General features: G+C 41.8%; 20 protein-coding genes and 1 pseudogene. 3 read left to right on the top strand and 18 right to left on the bottom strand.

Annotated features, from left to right (window positions below):
• Positions 1–2: 2 nt before the first annotated feature.
• From bslm_RS09115 to spoVK, 9 genes and pseudogenes are all read right to left on the bottom strand, one after another.
• Positions 3–437 (bottom strand): SMI1/KNR4 family protein, encoded by a 435-nt coding sequence (locus bslm_RS09115; protein ID WP_080262658.1) that lies wholly within the window; start codon positions 435–437, stop codon positions 3–5.
• A 183-nt stretch (positions 438–620) separates the two neighbouring features.
• Positions 621–873, bottom strand: a pseudogene (locus tag bslm_RS09110) (SunI/YnzG family protein).
• A gap of 130 nt (positions 874–1,003) precedes the next feature.
• Complete coding sequence (locus bslm_RS09105) at positions 1,004–1,348, bottom strand: hypothetical protein (RefSeq protein WP_042975843.1); 345 nt, start codon at positions 1,346–1,348, stop codon at positions 1,004–1,006.
• 246 nt (positions 1,349–1,594) lie between these two features.
• Positions 1,595–1,888 (bottom strand): hypothetical protein, encoded by a 294-nt coding sequence (locus bslm_RS09100; RefSeq protein WP_046160430.1) that lies wholly within the window; start codon positions 1,886–1,888, stop codon positions 1,595–1,597.
• A gap of 459 nt (positions 1,889–2,347) precedes the next feature.
• Positions 2,348–3,682, bottom strand: a complete 1,335-nt coding sequence (glnA, locus tag bslm_RS09095) for a type I glutamate--ammonia ligase (protein WP_003231737.1) — start codon at positions 3,680–3,682, stop codon at positions 2,348–2,350.
• Between the two features lie 58 nt (positions 3,683–3,740).
• A complete protein-coding gene (gene glnR, locus bslm_RS09090) occupies positions 3,741–4,148 on the bottom strand; it encodes a transcriptional repressor GlnR (protein ID WP_003238341.1) in 408 nt (135 codons plus the stop codon).
• A gap of 109 nt (positions 4,149–4,257) precedes the next feature.
• Positions 4,258–5,523 carry a methionine gamma-lyase family protein gene (locus tag bslm_RS09085; protein ID WP_046160429.1) on the bottom strand — a complete coding sequence of 422 codons (1,266 nt, stop codon included), beginning with the start codon at positions 5,521–5,523 and terminating at the stop codon, positions 4,258–4,260.
• Between the two features lie 17 nt (positions 5,524–5,540).
• A complete protein-coding gene (gene hflX, locus bslm_RS09080) occupies positions 5,541–6,803 on the bottom strand; it encodes a GTPase HflX (protein ID WP_015483254.1) in 1,263 nt (420 codons plus the stop codon).
• Positions 6,804–6,935: 132 nt separating this feature from the next.
• Positions 6,936–7,904, bottom strand: coding sequence for a stage V sporulation protein K (gene spoVK / locus bslm_RS09075; protein WP_003231746.1), 969 nt, complete (start codon positions 7,902–7,904; stop codon positions 6,936–6,938).
• 623 nt (positions 7,905–8,527) lie between these two features.
• On the opposite strand from spoVK, the gene cwlC reads away from it, so the two are divergent.
• Complete coding sequence (cwlC, locus tag bslm_RS09070) at positions 8,528–9,295, top strand: sporulation-specific N-acetylmuramoyl-L-alanine amidase (RefSeq protein WP_046381048.1); 768 nt, start codon at positions 8,528–8,530, stop codon at positions 9,293–9,295.
• Positions 9,296–9,358: 63 nt separating this feature from the next.
• Here the strand turns inward: cwlC and bslm_RS09065 are convergent, their stop codons facing one another.
• The 9 genes from bslm_RS09065 to bslm_RS09025 form a co-directional block, all read right to left on the bottom strand.
• Complete coding sequence (locus bslm_RS09065; protein ID WP_003245105.1) at positions 9,359–9,979, bottom strand: hypothetical protein; 621 nt, start codon at positions 9,977–9,979, stop codon at positions 9,359–9,361.
• Positions 9,980–10,028: 49 nt separating this feature from the next.
• Complete coding sequence (gene nrdF / locus bslm_RS09060) at positions 10,029–11,018, bottom strand: class 1b ribonucleoside-diphosphate reductase subunit beta (protein WP_003231754.1); 990 nt, start codon at positions 11,016–11,018, stop codon at positions 10,029–10,031.
• 17 nt (positions 11,019–11,035) lie between these two features.
• Positions 11,036–13,138 carry a class 1b ribonucleoside-diphosphate reductase subunit alpha gene (gene nrdE / locus bslm_RS09055; protein ID WP_014479842.1) on the bottom strand — a complete coding sequence of 701 codons (2,103 nt, stop codon included), beginning with the start codon at positions 13,136–13,138 and terminating at the stop codon, positions 11,036–11,038.
• Positions 13,098–13,490, bottom strand: a complete 393-nt coding sequence (gene nrdI / locus bslm_RS09050; RefSeq protein ID WP_003231758.1) for a class Ib ribonucleoside-diphosphate reductase assembly flavoprotein NrdI — start codon at positions 13,488–13,490, stop codon at positions 13,098–13,100. The genes nrdE and nrdI overlap by 41 nt, the downstream gene beginning before the upstream one ends.
• 242 nt (positions 13,491–13,732) lie before the next feature.
• Complete coding sequence (locus bslm_RS09045) at positions 13,733–13,963, bottom strand: hypothetical protein (protein ID WP_003245262.1); 231 nt, start codon at positions 13,961–13,963, stop codon at positions 13,733–13,735.
• Between the two features lie 81 nt (positions 13,964–14,044).
• Entirely contained in the window at positions 14,045–14,317 is a 273-nt protein-coding gene (locus tag bslm_RS09040) for a YmzC family protein (protein ID WP_046381047.1), read from the bottom strand.
• 195 nt (positions 14,318–14,512) lie between these two features.
• Positions 14,513–14,734 (bottom strand): RNA chaperone Hfq, encoded by a 222-nt coding sequence (gene hfq, locus bslm_RS09035; RefSeq protein WP_003221097.1) that lies wholly within the window; start codon positions 14,732–14,734, stop codon positions 14,513–14,515.
• Between the two features lie 39 nt (positions 14,735–14,773).
• A complete protein-coding gene (miaA, locus tag bslm_RS09030; RefSeq protein WP_038429003.1) occupies positions 14,774–15,718 on the bottom strand; it encodes a tRNA (adenosine(37)-N6)-dimethylallyltransferase MiaA in 945 nt (314 codons plus the stop codon).
• A gap of 99 nt (positions 15,719–15,817) precedes the next feature.
• The gene (locus bslm_RS09025; protein WP_003231769.1) at positions 15,818–16,231 is read right to left on the bottom strand and encodes a YmaF family protein; all 414 of its coding nucleotides are present in this window, start codon (positions 16,229–16,231) and stop codon (positions 15,818–15,820) included.
• Positions 16,232–16,319: 88 nt separating this feature from the next.
• Between bslm_RS09025 and bslm_RS09020 the strand changes: the two genes are divergently transcribed.
• The gene (locus bslm_RS09020; RefSeq protein WP_029317825.1) at positions 16,320–16,595 is read left to right on the top strand and encodes a hypothetical protein; all 276 of its coding nucleotides are present in this window, start codon (positions 16,320–16,322) and stop codon (positions 16,593–16,595) included.
• A gap of 135 nt (positions 16,596–16,730) precedes the next feature.
• Positions 16,731–17,048 carry a multidrug efflux SMR transporter subunit EbrA gene (ebrA, locus tag bslm_RS09015; protein WP_015483253.1) on the top strand — a complete coding sequence of 106 codons (318 nt, stop codon included), beginning with the start codon at positions 16,731–16,733 and terminating at the stop codon, positions 17,046–17,048.
• Positions 17,049–17,060: the final 12 nt, after the last annotated feature.

The raw sequence follows: 17,060 nt of genomic DNA, 5'->3' as shown, positions 1-17,060 counted from the left end.
TGTTATTCTGAAACCAGTTTATAATACTCTTGGAGATTCGGATTTACTTCCCAATATTTCGTTCCATTAGAAGACACTAGCATATCAAACCATATCTCAAAATTAGAATTTAAGTTAATCGCATCTTCAATATCGTCAATTGAGTCTAGATATAACATATAACCTAATCCTTTTTTTGATTTGTTTGTGTCTATGACATACCTTCCATCAAAATGATATCCTATTAATAAGTATCCCTCTGGGAAATCTTGAACCTCATTATATTCAACGATTCCCTCTAAGCTAAGTATTTCAATGCCATCAAACATTTCCATCCCATTGTGTTGTAACAAAAACTCTTTAAAGTCATTAGGAAAAGTAACACCTAATTTCTTTTCTAAGCCGCTAATTTCTTGAGGAGTTGCTGGATTTTTGAAATGAAAAGTAGCATCTTCCAAGACATAACCCCCATGATGGAACACAGGAAATGTACCATATTTAGTAACTGCTTTCTTAATACCATCTAATGTCATGTGAACTAACTTTCCTTCTTCCATAAATGCTCCTCCTCCTTAAATCATCTCACTAAATTTTACCACACAGAACATTAAGATAAATTTAAAAGGGACATAAACTGTTTATTAAGAAACAATTTTACTCATAATTAAAGCAGGATTAGTGGTGAACAAAATGTAAGTGTTATATGCTGTTTTAATTACTACCCTATCTGTTGAGCCATAAGGAAACCCAATCCTTACTGCCTCTTTTCTCCTCTCCCCCATAGTTTGGATCAAGAAATACATCATTGATTTCTTTGATTGGAATTTCAATTTTGGATAGCTGCCAATTGATAATTAAGTTTTCATTTGATTTTTCAACGTTGATTCCAAGCATAAAAACATTCCCCTTTTGACTATGAATTCAGTGAAACAAACACGCTTTAAAATTTAATAAATCCAAAAAGTAATACTTACGGGAAATATGACTATAAGCAAAAGAGCCCTTTCAGGCCCTTATTTTTCTTTTACCCTTGGTATGAATTTGTTACAAACTCTTTTGCTTTATTAGCAACAGTTTCCCAAGTGGCGGCAGCATGATCAAGATCCGCAGAAAGCTTATTGATATCCTCATTCTCAAACCCTTGGGCGAGTGAATAAAATTGATTTGCTATAGAATGCCAGATGCCTTCGATTTGTCCTATAAACTCCTTAGACTTTTCTGCTTGAGCTATTAAATTAACCAAGTCTATATTGATACTGTGAAGCATCCCCAAAACTTTTACTTCTAATTCTGGAATCTGTATATAATCTTCATCGCTTGGACTTTGATTTTTCTGTTTCTTGAGTAATTGACTTAAAGCTTTCCACACAGTATTGTCCTCCTATGATAGCTTCTTTAGACGTGCCTCTATGAAAATGGTCATTTGGTGATCGGCTTCACGAAATGTCTCAGCAAATGTTTCAATTCCGGTATCCTAGAAACATGGCGTTCGATAATCATGCCCACGGAAGCCCCAGCTGTGTGGACCAGTTGCAAGCATAAGCATTCTGCGATTCATTACCGACCTTGTCAAAGAAATACTAAATAAAAAAAGAACCTTTATTTTACCATTGGCTTACTTTTGGCTTACTTTTGAAAATTTATAAATTATTATTATATTGAACAGTGTTGGTATGATGTATACAAGACCAGTTCCAAGTAGACCTATTACTGAACTAGTAATTAATAATATGCTGAAGACTGGTTTATTATTTGTATGGATTGAAGCAAGCATGGTTATAATCCCCGCCAAAGCACCTAAAAACCATAAGTTCCCCAAAGTGTAAGAGTCATCTAAAACCGCAAACAGTTGAGCCAGTACAGAAAAAACCGCTCCTAATCCCCCGGAGAAGATAGTCAATTTTTTCATAGAAATCTCCTTTTTGAAAATTGATTTAGATTTCAACGTAATTATGGATTTATTTGGTTATGATGTCAATGATAAACATCCACCTTACTCATCTTATTATTGCTGGTAGAAGTATTGAACAATGGAATTATCATAGAGTTTGTCGAATTATTTATGCGTATTACTTCCTTAAGCGTGGAATTATTTCCCTGATTGAAAATTTAGTACAAAGAAAAAGACTTATCCATTTCGATAAGTCTTGAAATTCATTCTTTACTGGCAACACTTTTTTAAATTCATTTGTGACAGACGGTGTACTTTGCTGTAAATTGTGATCTTTGTTTAAAAATTATCTGGCACCTGTAAGAGATGTCTCCCCAATTATTATTGATTTTTTGTGGATGTTTTGTGGGGTCGCACATGATTTATATTATAAATCAAAAAATCCCCTGACACCAATAGTGCCAAGGGATTGAGAGATTAATATTGAGACATATATTGTTCGCGCTCCCAAGGGTGAACTTGTGTGCGGAACATATCCCATTCGATTTCTTTTGCTTCGATGAAGTGTTCGAATAGGTGCTCGCCCAGCGCTTTGACCATGACTTCGTTTGATTTGAATTCTTCTAGTGCTTCCGCAAGTGTTGCTGGAAGGTCAACGATTCCGTTTTCCATGCGCTCTTCTTTGCTCATCACATAGATGTTGCGGTCGATTGGAGCCGGCGCTTCCAGTTTGTTTTTGATTCCGTCTAATCCTGCAGCAAGCAATACGCTAAGTGCAAGGTACGGGTTTGCAGCTGGGTCTACGCTGCGTACTTCAACACGTGTGCTGATGCCGCGGGAAGCCGGGATACGGATAAGCGGGCTTCTGTTTTGCGCGCTCCATGCTACATAGCAAGGTGCTTCATAGCCAGGAACAAGACGTTTGTAAGAGTTTACTGTCGGGTTTGTTACTGCTGTAAAGCTTGTTGCGTGCTTCACGATACCTGCAATAAAGTGTTTCGCTGTTTCACTTAACTGAAGATCTGCGTTTTCGTCAAAGAATGCGTTAACACCATTTTTGAAGAGTGATAGATTGCAGTGCATACCTGAACCGTTCACACCGAACAATGGTTTTGGCATAAATGTCGCATGCAGGCCGTGTTTGCGGGCAATTGTTTTGACAACTAGTTTAAATGTTTGGATGTCATCACAAGAGCGGACTGCTCCAGCATATTTAAAGTCGATTTCATGCTGACCAGGTGCTACTTCGTGGTGAGACGCTTCGATTTCAAAGCCCATCTCTTCAAGCTCAAGTACGATATCGCGGCGGCAGTTTTCTCCTAAATCAGTTGGAGCTAAGTCGAAATATCCGCCTTTGTCGTTTAGTTCAAGCGTTGGCTCGCCTTTTTCGTCCAATTTGAATAAGAAGAATTCAGGCTCAGGTCCAAGGTTAAAATCACTGAAGCCGAGGTCTTCCATTTCTTTCAGAATCCGTTTTAAGTTGTTTCGCGGGTCACCTTCAAAAGGTGTGCCATCCGGATTGTAAATATCACAGATGAAACGTGCTACTTTACCTTTTTCAGCTGTCCATGGGAAGATAACAAATGTATTTAGATCTGGATACAGGTACATGTCTGACTCCTCGATACGAACGAATCCCTCAATAGAAGAACCGTCAAACATGACTTTATTATCAAGCGCTTTTCCAAGCTGGCTTACAGGAATCTCAACATTCTTGATTGTTCCAAGAATGTCAGTAAATTGAAGGCGGATATACTTCACGTTTTCTTCTTTTACTAATTTTTCGATATCTTCTCTAGTGTACTTTGCCATTTGGTAAAATTCCTCCTCTTAAAAGGTAAATGTATATAGCAAAACAGTTGCTAACGGATTAATGAAAGAAGCGGGACATGTCGCCTTGACGGAATGTATTCCCTCTTTGAAAACGGCCGGCTTGCATGAGCTCGTTTTTCAGGAGCTGTCTCAGTTCGTCATCGGACAGATCATGTTTCATTGGTTTTTTCGTCTTCTCGTTTTGTTTTTGTTCTGGCTCGGCTTCGGCTTTCGCCAGAATCTGTTTAATTCCTGCCATGTTTACACCTTGTTCTATCAGGTGCTTGATTTCTAACAGTTTATCTACATCATGAAATGAAAATAATCGTCTATTCCCTTCACTTCTGGCTGGAAATATCAGTCCATTTTCCTCATAATATCGAATTTGTCTTGCTGATAACTCAGTTAACTGCATGACAATTCCTATTGGAAATAAAGGCATTGAGCGGCGAATATTATCACTCATCTCAATTTCCTCCTTTTCTTAACTTAGTTTCATTATAGGTGATGTTATATTATGTGTCAATACGATGTAAGGATTCTTAACATCAAATCCAGAGAAATTTTTAAAAAATTTAAATTAATTGCTTTTCCATCAATGAATCCACTGCACTGCATATGGCATTCTTCACATGCGAATAGGTTAATCCTCCCTGAACATACGCTACATACGGCGGGCGGATAGGGCCATCAGCTGATAATTCGATGCTTGCTCCTTGAATAAACGTGCCTGCTGCCATAATGACATCATCCTCGTATCCCGGCATGTAGGCTGGATACGGCGTCACATGAGCATTGATTGGCGATGCATATTGAATAGCCTGGCAAAAAGCAATCATCTTTTCTCTGTCAGAAAACTCAACGGATTGTATCAAATCCGTTCTTTTCGCATCCCATTTCGGGTTTGAAGTGAAGCCCAGTTTTTCAAGGAATCTCGCTGTAAACACCGCTCCCTTTAAACTTTGAGACACAACGTGAGGCGCCAAAAAGAAGCCTTGGTACATTTCTTGGAGCGAGTAAAGAGATGCCCCCGCTTCTCTGCCGATACCGGGTGACGTCATACGGTATGAGCAAGCTTCAATCCATTTCGCTTTTCCGACGAGGTAGCCGCCTGTTTTCGCAAGGCCGCCGCCGGGATTTTTAATGAGAGATCCCGCCATCAGATCGGCTCCGACATGGCAAGGCTCAAGCTCTTCCACAAATTCTCCGTAACAGTTGTCCACAAAGACGATCAGGTTTTCATTGATTTCTTTTACAAAACGGATCATTTCTTTTATTTCACTAATTAAGAAAGAAGGGCGATTCGCATATCCTTTTGAGCGCTGAATGCCTATTACTTTTGTCTTCGGATTGATCGCAGCGGCGACTGCATCATAGTCTATCTTTCCGTCTTTCGTCAGTTCAACCGCATTATAGCCGATTTGAAAATCCTTTAACGATCCAGCGTTTTCTCCACCCCTGACGCCCACAATTTCCTCTAGCGTATCATACGGCTTGCCCGTGATATAAAGGAGCTCGTCCCCCGGTCTGAGGACACCGAACAAAGCAATTGAAATGGCATGTGTGCCTGAAATGATTTGCGGCCTTACAAGCCCCGCTTCTCCGCCAAACACATCCGCATATATGCTTTCAAGCGTGTCTCTTCCGATATCATCATAGCCGTATCCAGTAGACGGCGTGAAATGAGTGTCGCTTACTTTGTGTTTTCTATAGCTTTGAAGCACTCTCCACTCATTTCGCTCGCTGATTTCTTCTATTTGTTTATGAATGCCGGCAATGTCCGCTTCCACTTCCATTGCCGTTTTCTTCAATAATTCTCCGTGTGTTAATGTGTCAAACATGTCTTTATATTTCCTTCCTACATATACTTCTTTAATTCACCGATGATACTTTGCTCTTCTTGGACATAGCCGGATATGTCATACTGTTCATTTTCTTCATTAAAATAGAAGCGGTCTACCATCGTTTCCGATTTGATTCTGGAAAGGAGCTTCCCTTCACTTGCCGGCACATGTGCTTCAAAAGACGTTAACAGTTCTTGGCGCAAATAGCGCTGAATCGCTTCTTTAAAGGCTGCAGCGTCGTCCTCAAATTTCGCACTGACCATAATGTGATCCCTTCCGGCGGACGGTATAAAATCAGGCAGTTTTTGATCACGTTTATTGTAAGCCGTCAGCATCGGGATATCATCTGCTTCAAGCTCCTCGAGAAGCCGAAGCACTGTTTTTTCATGTCCCGCATAATCCTCATTTGAAGAATCAATTAAATGCAGGATCAAATCCGCTTCTTTTACTTCCTCAAGCGTTGAGCGGAATGCAGCAATCAATGTCGTCGGAAGATCCTGAATAAATCCTACTGTATCTGAAAGAAGAACACTGTAGCCGCTTGGCAGGACCATTTTTCTGGTCATCGGGTCCAGCGTGGCAAACAGGAGATCTTCTTCATAGCTGTCAGCACTCGTCAGGCGGTTGAACCATGTTGATTTCCCTGCGTTTGTATAGCCGACAAGCGCAATTTGAAGCACACCGTTTTTCTTTCTTCTTTCACGGTATCGGCTTCTATGGCGAATGACAGTGGAAAGCTGTGTGTTGATTTCATGAATGCGATTTCTGATATGGCGGCGGTCGGTTTCCAGTTTCGTTTCCCCGGGACCTCTTGCCCCAATTCCTCCGCCTTGCCGGGAGAGATTGATCCCTTGTCCCGTCAGACGCGGCAGTGCATATTGCAGCTGAGCCAGCTCAATTTGAAGTTTGCCTTCTCTCGTTCTCGCCCGCTTTGCAAAAATATCTAATATCAATTGCGTGCGGTCAATCATCTTCACTTCAATTGCTGTTGCCAATGACTTCAGCTGACTTGGCGACAGTTCATCATTAAAGATGAGGAGATCAGCTTCAAGCTCTTCCACCAGTGCCTTCAGCTCTTCTACCTTCCCTTTTCCTATATATGTAGCGGCGTCAGCCCTGTTCCGTTTTTGTGTGACGCTGGTCAGTACTTTTCCGTCTGCTGTTTTCGTCAGAGATGCTAGCTCTTCCATAGAATTTTCAAAATGCTCATCCGTGATATGCGGCAGCTGACATCCGACTAAAATGGCTTTCTCCTGAATCGTTTCTTGTTCGTTCAAATGGATGTTCCTTTCTTTTGCATATTGGGCAGTAGTATTATCATACCAAACCCTGCATGTGTATACCACAAATCGATTGCTTTGAAAAGCGGAAATACGAGCAAAAAACAGACCTCTCAAAAACTGAGAGGTCTATGCAGATCCAGATGCTTCTTCTTTAATGGAAAGATCTTGGCTTTTGATGGTCATCAAGTCGCTTTTTAAGTATTGGTCTCCCATTAAAAGCCTCATGGCTTGTGCTCTGATCGATTTTTCGATCACATTTCTGACAAAACGTCCATTGCTGAATTTAATGGGGCTTGTCGTGCTTTTCACTGTCATTAAGTAATCTTTCAATTTCCATTCCGCTTCTTGACTGAGCTGGTATTCCCTTTCATCGATCATTCGTTTCGCAATCTCCATGAGCTGGGTCACAGAGTAATCCGGAAAATCAATGGAGATGGGAAATCTTGATTGGAGTCCGGGATTTAACGAGAGAAAATGATCCATTTCCCGTGAATATCCGGCGAGTATCAAAATAAACTCATGCTGTTTGTCTTCCATATGCTTTACAAGTGTGTCGATCGCTTCTTTCCCAAAGTCCTTTTCGCCGCCTCTTGCCAGCGAGTAGGCTTCGTCTATAAACAAAATGCCACCTAATGACTTTTTGATTAAATCTCTCGTCTTTTGGGCGGTGTGTCCGATATACTCCCCGACCAGGTCAGCCCGCTCCGCTTCTATTAAGTGGCCTTTTGACAGGACATTCATTTCAAAGAACAGCTTGCCGATGAGCCGTGCAACCGTCGTTTTTCCCGTTCCCGGATTTCCTTTAAACATCATGTGCAACGCTTGCTTTCCAACCTTCAAGCCTTGCTCCGCGCGTTTTTGGTTCACAAAAATCCAGGCGTATATTTCCTTGATGTTGCGTTTCATTTCCTCCATCCCAACTAATGCGCTCATCTCTTTTTCGATTTCCTTCAAAATGCCGTGCTTTGCTTCGTTTTTTTGCAATGCAGCCTGATATTCCGCCTCTGCCTCAGCATTCGTCAGCACCTGCTTTTGCCCGTTCAGAATAATGTTGATCTGTCCGTTGTTTTTATAAGTCACAGCGCGCTCCAACATCTTCACCTCTCTGTTCTCTCTATATGATATTCAAGCGGATGCCGATTGTGACAAACGCCTATCATGTGTCGAAACAATTGCTTTTTTCGGGAACAATAAGGAATCCTGCGCTTTCCCGAGAAATACTTTATTTCTTATTGTATTCACGGACATGGAGTGGACAAACCATGAGATTTTGTTTTTAATCATTTTGTCAGAGTATTATAGTGAGCTTCTTTCTCATTATTTCTTTTTCATACAACGGGCTGTTTTTTGTACGAAGCGTATTACCCGCCCTAAGATACCTGAAGTGTTTTTCTTTTTTTCGATTTATAAAGCGGTGTCTTTAATGAAAGGAGCTTTCCTCATCAATTTACGTTTTAAATGCTTGATTTAATATGAACGCAAAGCTTAAAACCAGCAGGAATCAGTGCAGGTTAACCGAACCCATAGTACATACAAACATATGGCGTATGCACAGATTTCATGTCGGACCGTATCTGTTGTCGCTTCATGTTGAATTGTGCGCTTTCCCGAGAAATAATTTCTGGATGTGAAAGGGTTATTTCCTCATTTTTCAGTTGAATGATAATCGTACAAGCAGAAGCCGTGTTTTTTCATATCCTGTAATGAGGTGATGAAAAATGGTTAAAATTTTTATTGATCCTGGCCATGGCGGGTCTGATCCAGGCGCAACAGGTAATGGCCTTCAGGAAAAAACGTTAACCCTGCAAATCGCTTTAGCCTTACGTACGATATTAACTAATGAATATGAAGGCGTTTCTCTGCTGCTGAGCCGGACAAGCGACCAATATGTCAGCTTAAACGACCGGACAAATGCCGCAAATAACTGGGGAGCAGATTTCTTTTTGTCCATTCACGTTAATTCAGGGGGAGGCACAGGTTTTGAAAGCTATATTTATCCAGATGTAGGAGCCCCGACGACGACTTATCAATCGGCAATTCACTCTGAAGTGATACAAGCTGTCGACTTTGCCGATCGCGGCAAAAAAACAGCGAACTTCCACGTCCTAAGGGAGTCGGCAATGCCTGCCCTCTTGACCGAGAACGGCTTCATTGATACCGTTGCCGATGCAAATAAGCTGAAAACGAGCAGTTTTATTCAAAGCTTAGCGAGAGGACATGCAAAGGGGCTGGAGCAAGCCTTTAACCTTAAAAAGACTTCTAGCTCAGGGTTATATAAGGTTCAAATCGGCGCATTTAAAGTCAAAGCGAATGCCGACTCGCTCGCAAGTAATGCCGAAGCCAAAGGTTTTGACTCGATTGTCCTTTTAAAGGACGGATTATACAAAGTGCAGATTGGCGCATTTTCATCCAAAGACAATGCAGACACCCTCGCTGCCAGAGCGAAAAATGCCGGCTTTGATGCTATTGTGATCCTAGAATCATAGCCGAGACGGGGACGAGCGTCTCATAAAAAAACCCGGCTCCTCATCGCGAGAAACCGGGTTTTTTTATTCAAGAATATCAACAACAAACTGTGACCATGTTTCCAGACGGTTGTAGATGTCATCCTGTTTTAATTCAGAAACTTTCATCCATTTACCCGCAATTTGTTCTTTCTCCTTCACTTCCACTTGTGCGCCAGGCTTTAATTGAAGCGCAGAAAGAATACCGATATGCACTTTACCAACACTGTTTTCATCATCATTGATCAATCCCAGTGTGACAATCGCCTGTTTATCTTCTTCATTTATTTGCAGTTCTTCCTCAAGCTCACGGTCTGTGTTCAGCTTTAAGACTTCAGCAAATGAAGCTGCCCCTTCGATGGCGTTCATATGACCGCCAAAGCCGAGAGAAAGCTTGTTGTGTAGTCGTGATTCACCGCCGCCAGCCAGCCGCTCGTAAAGAAAAACTTCATCTTCACGCTTAATGACGACATAAGGTATCGGCTGCTTGAAACGCGGATCTTCTTCTGCGTCCCCTCTTCTCATTTCACGATAGGCCGCTTCAATCTGAGCCATGATTTCGGCTACTCTGCTATCTTCACTGTACACGCCCTGGAAGGTTAAGCTTTCTTTCTTAAACACATCATCGCGCGGGGCAACTAAAATCATTTCGTCCATTTTTCCCATGGGTACTGCGTCCTCCTCATTTGAACCTTCAAGCCGAAAAGAGCAGATATTATATCTGCTCTTTTTCATCTTCAAAATAAAAGTCATCATCTTTGAGCGGCTCAACTGTCGCTTTTTTATAACCATTCCCCTTCATAGAGAAGAAGTCATGCGATTTTGTTTTTGTGTTTAATCCGTTTAAAACGATCGGATTAATGTCTTCCTCTTCGAAGTATGGATCAAATCCAAGGTTCATCAGCGCTTTATTCGCATTATAGCGGATGAATTTCTTTACATCATGTGAGAGCCCGACTTGATCGTACAAGTCCTCTGTATACTCAAGCTCATTTTCATATAACTGATTCAGGAGGTCGATCGCAAATTCACGAAGCTCTGCTTTTTTCTCTTCTGTCTGTTTATTATAAATTTCCTGAGCAAGGAGACCGACATACACGCCGTGAATCGCTTCGTCACGAAGGATCAGGTTAATGATCTCACCGCTTTGCATCAGTTTTCCTTGTCCGTAGAAATATAACGGATAATAGAAACCGCTGTAGAAAAGGAAGCTTTCCAGATAGACGGAAGCAACCATCGCTTTGAACAGTGAAATTTCATCATCTTTTTGAATGGCTTTGTAAAGCCCGACAATCATTTGCGCTTTTTTCTGCAAATATTTATTTTGTTTAACCCATTCAAATACTTCATTGATCGTTTCAGTCGGTGCAAGGGTCATGAAAATATTAGAGTACGACTTCGCATGGACAGCGTTCTCCATCATCGCCATAAAGTTCAGCACCGCTTTCCGCTGGTGGCCGTCTACGTGTTCAGCCACGATCGGCATCCCCGTATTCCCCTGCTCTGTATCAAGAAGCGTAAGTCCGGCCAGTACCTTCATATAAGTGTCCTGCTCATTTTTTCCGAGGTACTTCCATGTGAGGAGATCGCCGTTTAAAGCAATCTCTTCCGGAAGCCAGAACTGTTTCACGTTTTGGTTATAGAACATTTGGGTAAAATCGTCTTCATGCTTTGACCAGTTTGCTGCGTCATAAATTTTTGTCACTATAAACTCTCCTTTAATCAAACAACACAAGAAAGGCAGCTGTCTTGCCCAGTATCTTTCGTTCTTGCATAGTAAATGGTTTTAATACCTCTATGATGTGCATACAGATCGATTCGGTTTAAATCACGGGTCGTCATTGTGTCTTTTAAGAACAATGTAAAGCTGATTCCCTGATCAATGTGCTGCTGGATAGTGGCGATCATATCCACAACCTTGAACATGTCCATATCGTAGGCTTCTTTATAGAAGAACCAGTTATTAGATGCAAGCCCAGGCATTGGGTAGTACGTTTTTGAGTTGCCGTATGTTCGTTCTTCAATGCGTTCCATAATCGGCATAACAGACGCCGTACTTGATTGAACGTATGAGATAGAGCCTGTCGGCGCAATGCATAATCTGTAGCTGTGATACATACCGTGTTCAGCCACAAATGCTTTTAGCTTTTTCCAGTCCTCTGTCGTCGGGATATGCATACCTTCAAACAGATTAGCTATTTTTTCATATTTCGGTGAGAAATCAGTAGAAACGTATTTGTCAAAGTATTCACCTGTCGCATAGGTTGAGCCTTCATATTGATCAAACGTTTCACCCTTCTCTTTTGCGATTTCCGCAGAACGCTGGATGGAGTAGAAGTTCACCATCATAAAGAACGTGTTTGCAAAGTCACGCGCTTCCGGACTTTCATACGCAATGCCGTTTTGCGCAAGGTAGCCGTGAAGGTTCATAGCACCGAGGCCGATTGATTTCATCGCTTTGTTTGCCCGTCTTACAGCAGGCGCATTACGGATGTCAGTTGTTTCAGACACGTGTGTTAAAGAGTCTGTCGCAAGCTTGACTGTCTTTTCGATTGATTTATGCTCCATGACATTTAGAATGTTAAGCGAACCCAGGTTGCAGGAAATATCCAGACCGATTTCATCTTCTTCATCATAGTCTGTGTATGAAGAAACTTGAGATGCCTGCAGCACTTCAGAGCAAAGGTTAGAAAATTTGACCTTGGAAATATGGTTATTCGCATGCACTTTATTGACGTTATCTTGGAACATGATGTATGGATAGCCTGATTCAGAACGAAGCATCGCCAATTTTTCAAGCAGTTTCCGCGGGTTGATTTTTTCCTTTTTCACCCGAGGATTGTCGACAAACTTGTCGTACATTTCGTTCATGTCCATCTCATCCATGTGCTGGCCGTACTCTTTATAAATCGTGTGCGGGTAGAATACATAAGCCGCTTTGTCCTCGCGTGCAAGCTCAACGAACTTATCCGGAATGACAACACCGATCGAAAGCGTTTTGACACGCACATCTTCATCCGCAGAAATCTTTTTCGTATCAAGAAAATCATTGATATCGCGGTGGAAAATGTTTAAATACGCCGCGCCGGACCCTTGTCTTTGTCCCATTTGGTCAGCGTAACGGAACGCGTTATCAAGAAGCTTCATGACGCCTACAACGCCTTTTGTCGCATTCTCAACATCTTTAATGGCTTCACCTTTCGCGCGAAGCTTGGACAGGTTAAGAGAAACCCCGCCGCCAAGCTTAGAAAGCTGCATGGAGATATCGATCGCTCTTGAAATGTCATTTAAGGAATCATTGACTTCCAGCAAGAAGCAGCTCACAAGTTCACCGCGGCGTTTTCTGCCGGCGTTCAGAAATGTCGGTGTGCTCGGCTGATATTCTTGATTGATCATCAGGTTTACATATTCTTTTGCTTTCTCAGTGTCGCCGTTAGCGAAGAACAGCGCAACAATTGAGATCCGGTCCTCATAACGCTCGAGGATTTTTTTCTTGTCATTCGTTTTCAAAGCATAGTCATTATAGAATTTAAACGCACTCATGAAGGAAGGAAAACGAAACTTCTTAGCGTAAGCTGTCTTAAACACTTCTTTAATGTCTTCAAAAGAATAAAGGCTTAAGAATTCCTCTTCGTAGTATTGGTTTTCAACCAAATAATCCAGCTTCTCTTTTAAATCGTGAAAGAAGACTGTGTTTTGATTGATATAATCTACAAAATAGCTATGTACAGCCTCTTTATCCTTATCAAACTGGAATTTTCCATCTTTTTGGATCATGATTTCGTTATTTAACTGGATCCATTTTGGCACTTGATTTTGTGACAACTCTTTCTACCTCCTGAGTAAACAATTCAACGTCTTTAGATGTGCCGCTGAGTTCAAATTTGTGCAAGATCGGCACCTGATATTGTCTTGAAATGGTATCGGCGCTTTTTGCAAAGTTATCGCCCCATACTTTGTTGCCGCTCGCAGCGACTCCTAATAAGAGATGGGCGTATTTTTCGAGAAATGATTGTGTTGATGCCGGTACCTGGCCGAAGTTTGTCGTGTAGGTGACCAAAACAAACGGAGTGTCCACGTGGTCCATTTCGTCCACCTTGCGTATCTGCTGAAAGCCTGTTTTATTCACAAACCGCTGAACATTCCCTGTTTTCGAATCAAATATGATTTGTACCACGTTTTATCACGACCTATCAAAAAATATGAATCTCTCATCACTAACACTATATATAGTATACTACCCTCTAGCAAAAACACAATATATAGATTCGTTTTTATGAAAAATTCATATTTTGATCAAATCAGGCAAATGGACAGACTCATTAGGGCCCAAAAAAGAGAGCAGAACGAGAATCATCTCTCGTCCTACTCGAGGTGTCGTTTTTAGCCGATGTATATCATAACATGAAAAAAAACTGCTTAGTAGTCTAGATTTTTTTTTCTTAAGCTATCACAGCATTTTTCGCTCTCTACTGTTTCTTCTATTTCAACATCCGCGCCGATCTCTTCTAAAACCGCCTTCAAAGCAGTGATAATTGACGCTTCTCTGATTAATTCTTTTCCGTTCACAATGATACTTGTTCCGTATTCATAGCAAGAATCATCTTCGCAAATTTCTTCCCAATGATTCACGATCACTTTATGCTTCATGTTTTCACCCTCTGTTTGATCTGTGTCTGTATTTAGTTTAGCGGCTGGCATCCGCTTTGTAAATTCGAATGCTTGTGAATTTTATTCAAGCTCATCATCCGCGTATTCTTTCTTCAGCTTTACCTCATTGCGGGACTCATTATACTCATAAATTTTGATATAGCCGTCCTCCATCACGCCAAAATGGTTATATTCAAGTGGAAACGAGGTGGGCTGAGGCGTTTCATAGTCTGAATTGCCGCTGTCTGTTTCAATAATGGTATCTTGATTCCCGCACGCCCCGAACAGTAAAAAGACAGCTATCCATACAAGTGCAATCCTGATTCGTCTCAGTTCTGCTTCACTTTCAAACAAGGTCGATCACCCCCAAATTCATTTTATACATAATATACCATTTTTACTTCCGTATGTTGTTCTCATAAAAAAAGACCGTGCCTTGGCATGGTCAGCTTACACAAAAAGCTTGGAGCAAAAGTGGATTCATGTTAAAAATGGCCGCCGGGAACCCCCGGCAGCCTTTCCTCATGTCTTGACATGGCATTTTTTGATCTATTCGAGTTCAAGCTGGACGTTTTTTTGCGGCGCAAACGTTGAGATCGCATGTTTATATATAAGCTGCTGCTTACCTTCCGATTCCAACAATACGGTAAAGTTATCAAAGCCTTTCACCTGGCCCCGCAACTGAAAGCCGTTCAGCAAAAAAACAGTGACATACGTATTTTCTTTCCGGATTTGATTCAAAAACTGATCCTGAATATTAATCGGTTTCATGTTTCGTCCTCCTTGATTCTCTATATCATACAGTTTCGATTAAAGTTCGAGTTTTCCTGCTATATGTGTGAAAATTTCCTTTTTTTTCAGCTCCATATCAACAGGCGGTGTCATATCGAACCATGTGACCTGCATTTTGTTGCGAAACCACGTCAGCTGGCGTTTCGCATACCGCCTCGAGTTTTGCTTTAGCTGTTCGACAGCATCGGAAAGTGTCACAAAACCGTCAAAATATGCATACAGCTCTTTATAGCCTATCGCCTGTATTGATTGACAGTCTCTCACGTTCTTGTCGTATAAGCGTTTCACTTCCGGAAGAAGGCCTGACTCCATCATCAAATCGACCCGCTGATTAATTCTTTCGTAAAGCGTGTCTCTATCCATTGTCAGGCCAATTAACACTGCATTGTACAGAAGTTCTCGTTTTTGTTCCTTCAAATGCTGGGACATCGTTTTTCCGGACGTATGTAAAATTTCCAGTGCGCGAATGACTCTTCTTGTATTATTCGGATGAATCGCAGCTGCTGCCTCGGGATCTGCTGCAGCAAGTTTGGCATGAAGAAAGTCAGCGCCTTCCCGCTCAGCGGCCATTTGCATGCTCTCTCGAAACACGGGATCATTTGCCTCTTCCGTAAATGTATAATCGTAAAGCACAGATTGTATATAAAGCCCTGTACCGCCGACAATCATCGGAAGCTTTCCTCTATTTGCAATCTCGCTGATTTTATTTCTTACTAAGCTTTGATAATCGGCAGTAGAGAAAGAGTCTTGGGGATCTAAAATGTCAATCAGATGATGGGGCACTCCCTCCATCTCCTGTTCGGTAATTTTAGCTGTTCCAATATCCATCCCTTTATAAATCTGCATCGAATCTCCGCTGATAATTTCTGCGTTTAAGGATTTGGCTAGCTGAATACTTAAATTGGTTTTCCCCACTGCCGTCGGTCCGACTAAAATGACAACGGGCTGCTTCGTATTATTCAATATGTATCACTCTCTTTTATAAATCTCCCCCCATTATAGCATTCAACATGGACAACCACCTATCCATTTTGCCCTTTTTTTGCATCGGTAAACATCCTTCTACCAGCCGAGCGGCTCATTGCCGACAATTTCCCTTGTCTTTCCTTTCAGGGTATGACGATGCGTTTTTCTTCTGTCATCTCCGGGATCGTACACAACCCCTCCGTACTGGATCTCAATCGGCTCGTTATAGGCCAGATATGTCGTTTCTTCGATTTCATGATAATGTGTGCCATCTGCTAAGGGAATCGCCGGCCCTGAGATTCCGTAATACCGATGAAAATGGCCGTTTTCAAATGAAGTGATCCCTGTATAGTAATGTGTATGCTGATCGGTATTTGATCCGTTTGCCGGCTGAGTAAACCCTTCAATGAGATGATAATGGCCCTGTTCTCTCGTTGTTTTGACATGATAGGCATGTGCGTGGGGCGGTGCTTTTGACCAGTCAGACTGATACAGGCCCAATGTGTTCACATCCTCCTTTTCCTCGATTCGCCCAATCAAATCCGGGCAGGGTGAATACACTGCATCATCTACACTTTATTACAGGAGGAAAGAAAACATGAACGAGTTAGAGCATTTCAGCCCTGAAGATACAAGAATATTTGGAAGACCGTTCGGATTCGGGAGACCATTTGGGTTTGGAAGACCGTTCGGGTTCGGTTACGGATTTGGAAGACCCGGATTTGGTTATGGGTTTGGCCGGCCATTCGGATTTTTTGGAGGACCGTTTATCGGCGGCCTTGCAGGCGGGCTTATAGGAAGCGCTTTATTTAATCCTTATTTTTATGGCGGATACCCCTATTATCCGTATGCCCCGTTCCCTTATTATTATTAAACGCAAAAGACCCCTTAAAAAGGGGTCTTTTTAAGTGTGTGAAAATGAATCTCTTGACTCATACATAGGCATACACTAATATTTTTCTAGCTGAAGTTTTTTTCTAATCTAAAAATATAGTGAGGAGAATTCATGATGTTGATAGGATATATATTCCTCACGATTGCCATATGTTCGGAATCGATAGGAGCAGCCATGCTGAAAGTATCTGATGGCTTCAAAAAGTGGAAGCCAAGTGCTTTGGTCGTTATTGGCTATTCCCTCGCCTTTTATATGCTGTCCCTGACTTTAAACCATATTCCCCTGAGCCTCTCCTATGCGACTTGGAGCGGGGCAGGCACGGTGCTGACGACAGTGATCGGAGTAAAATGGTTCAAGGAAGATCTGAATGCCAAAGGGCTTATCGGGATTCTTTTATTACTATCAGGGGTCGTGTTACTTAATTGGCAGTAAAGGAGTGATGAA

The organism is Bacillus sp. LM 4-2 (genome assembly GCF_000978495.1).
In the GTDB taxonomy this organism is placed as follows: Bacteria; Bacillota; Bacilli; order Bacillales; family Bacillaceae; genus Bacillus; species Bacillus subtilis.
The sequence above is the reverse complement of the archived record's forward strand: the minus strand, read 5'-3'. Positions and strand labels throughout refer to the sequence as shown.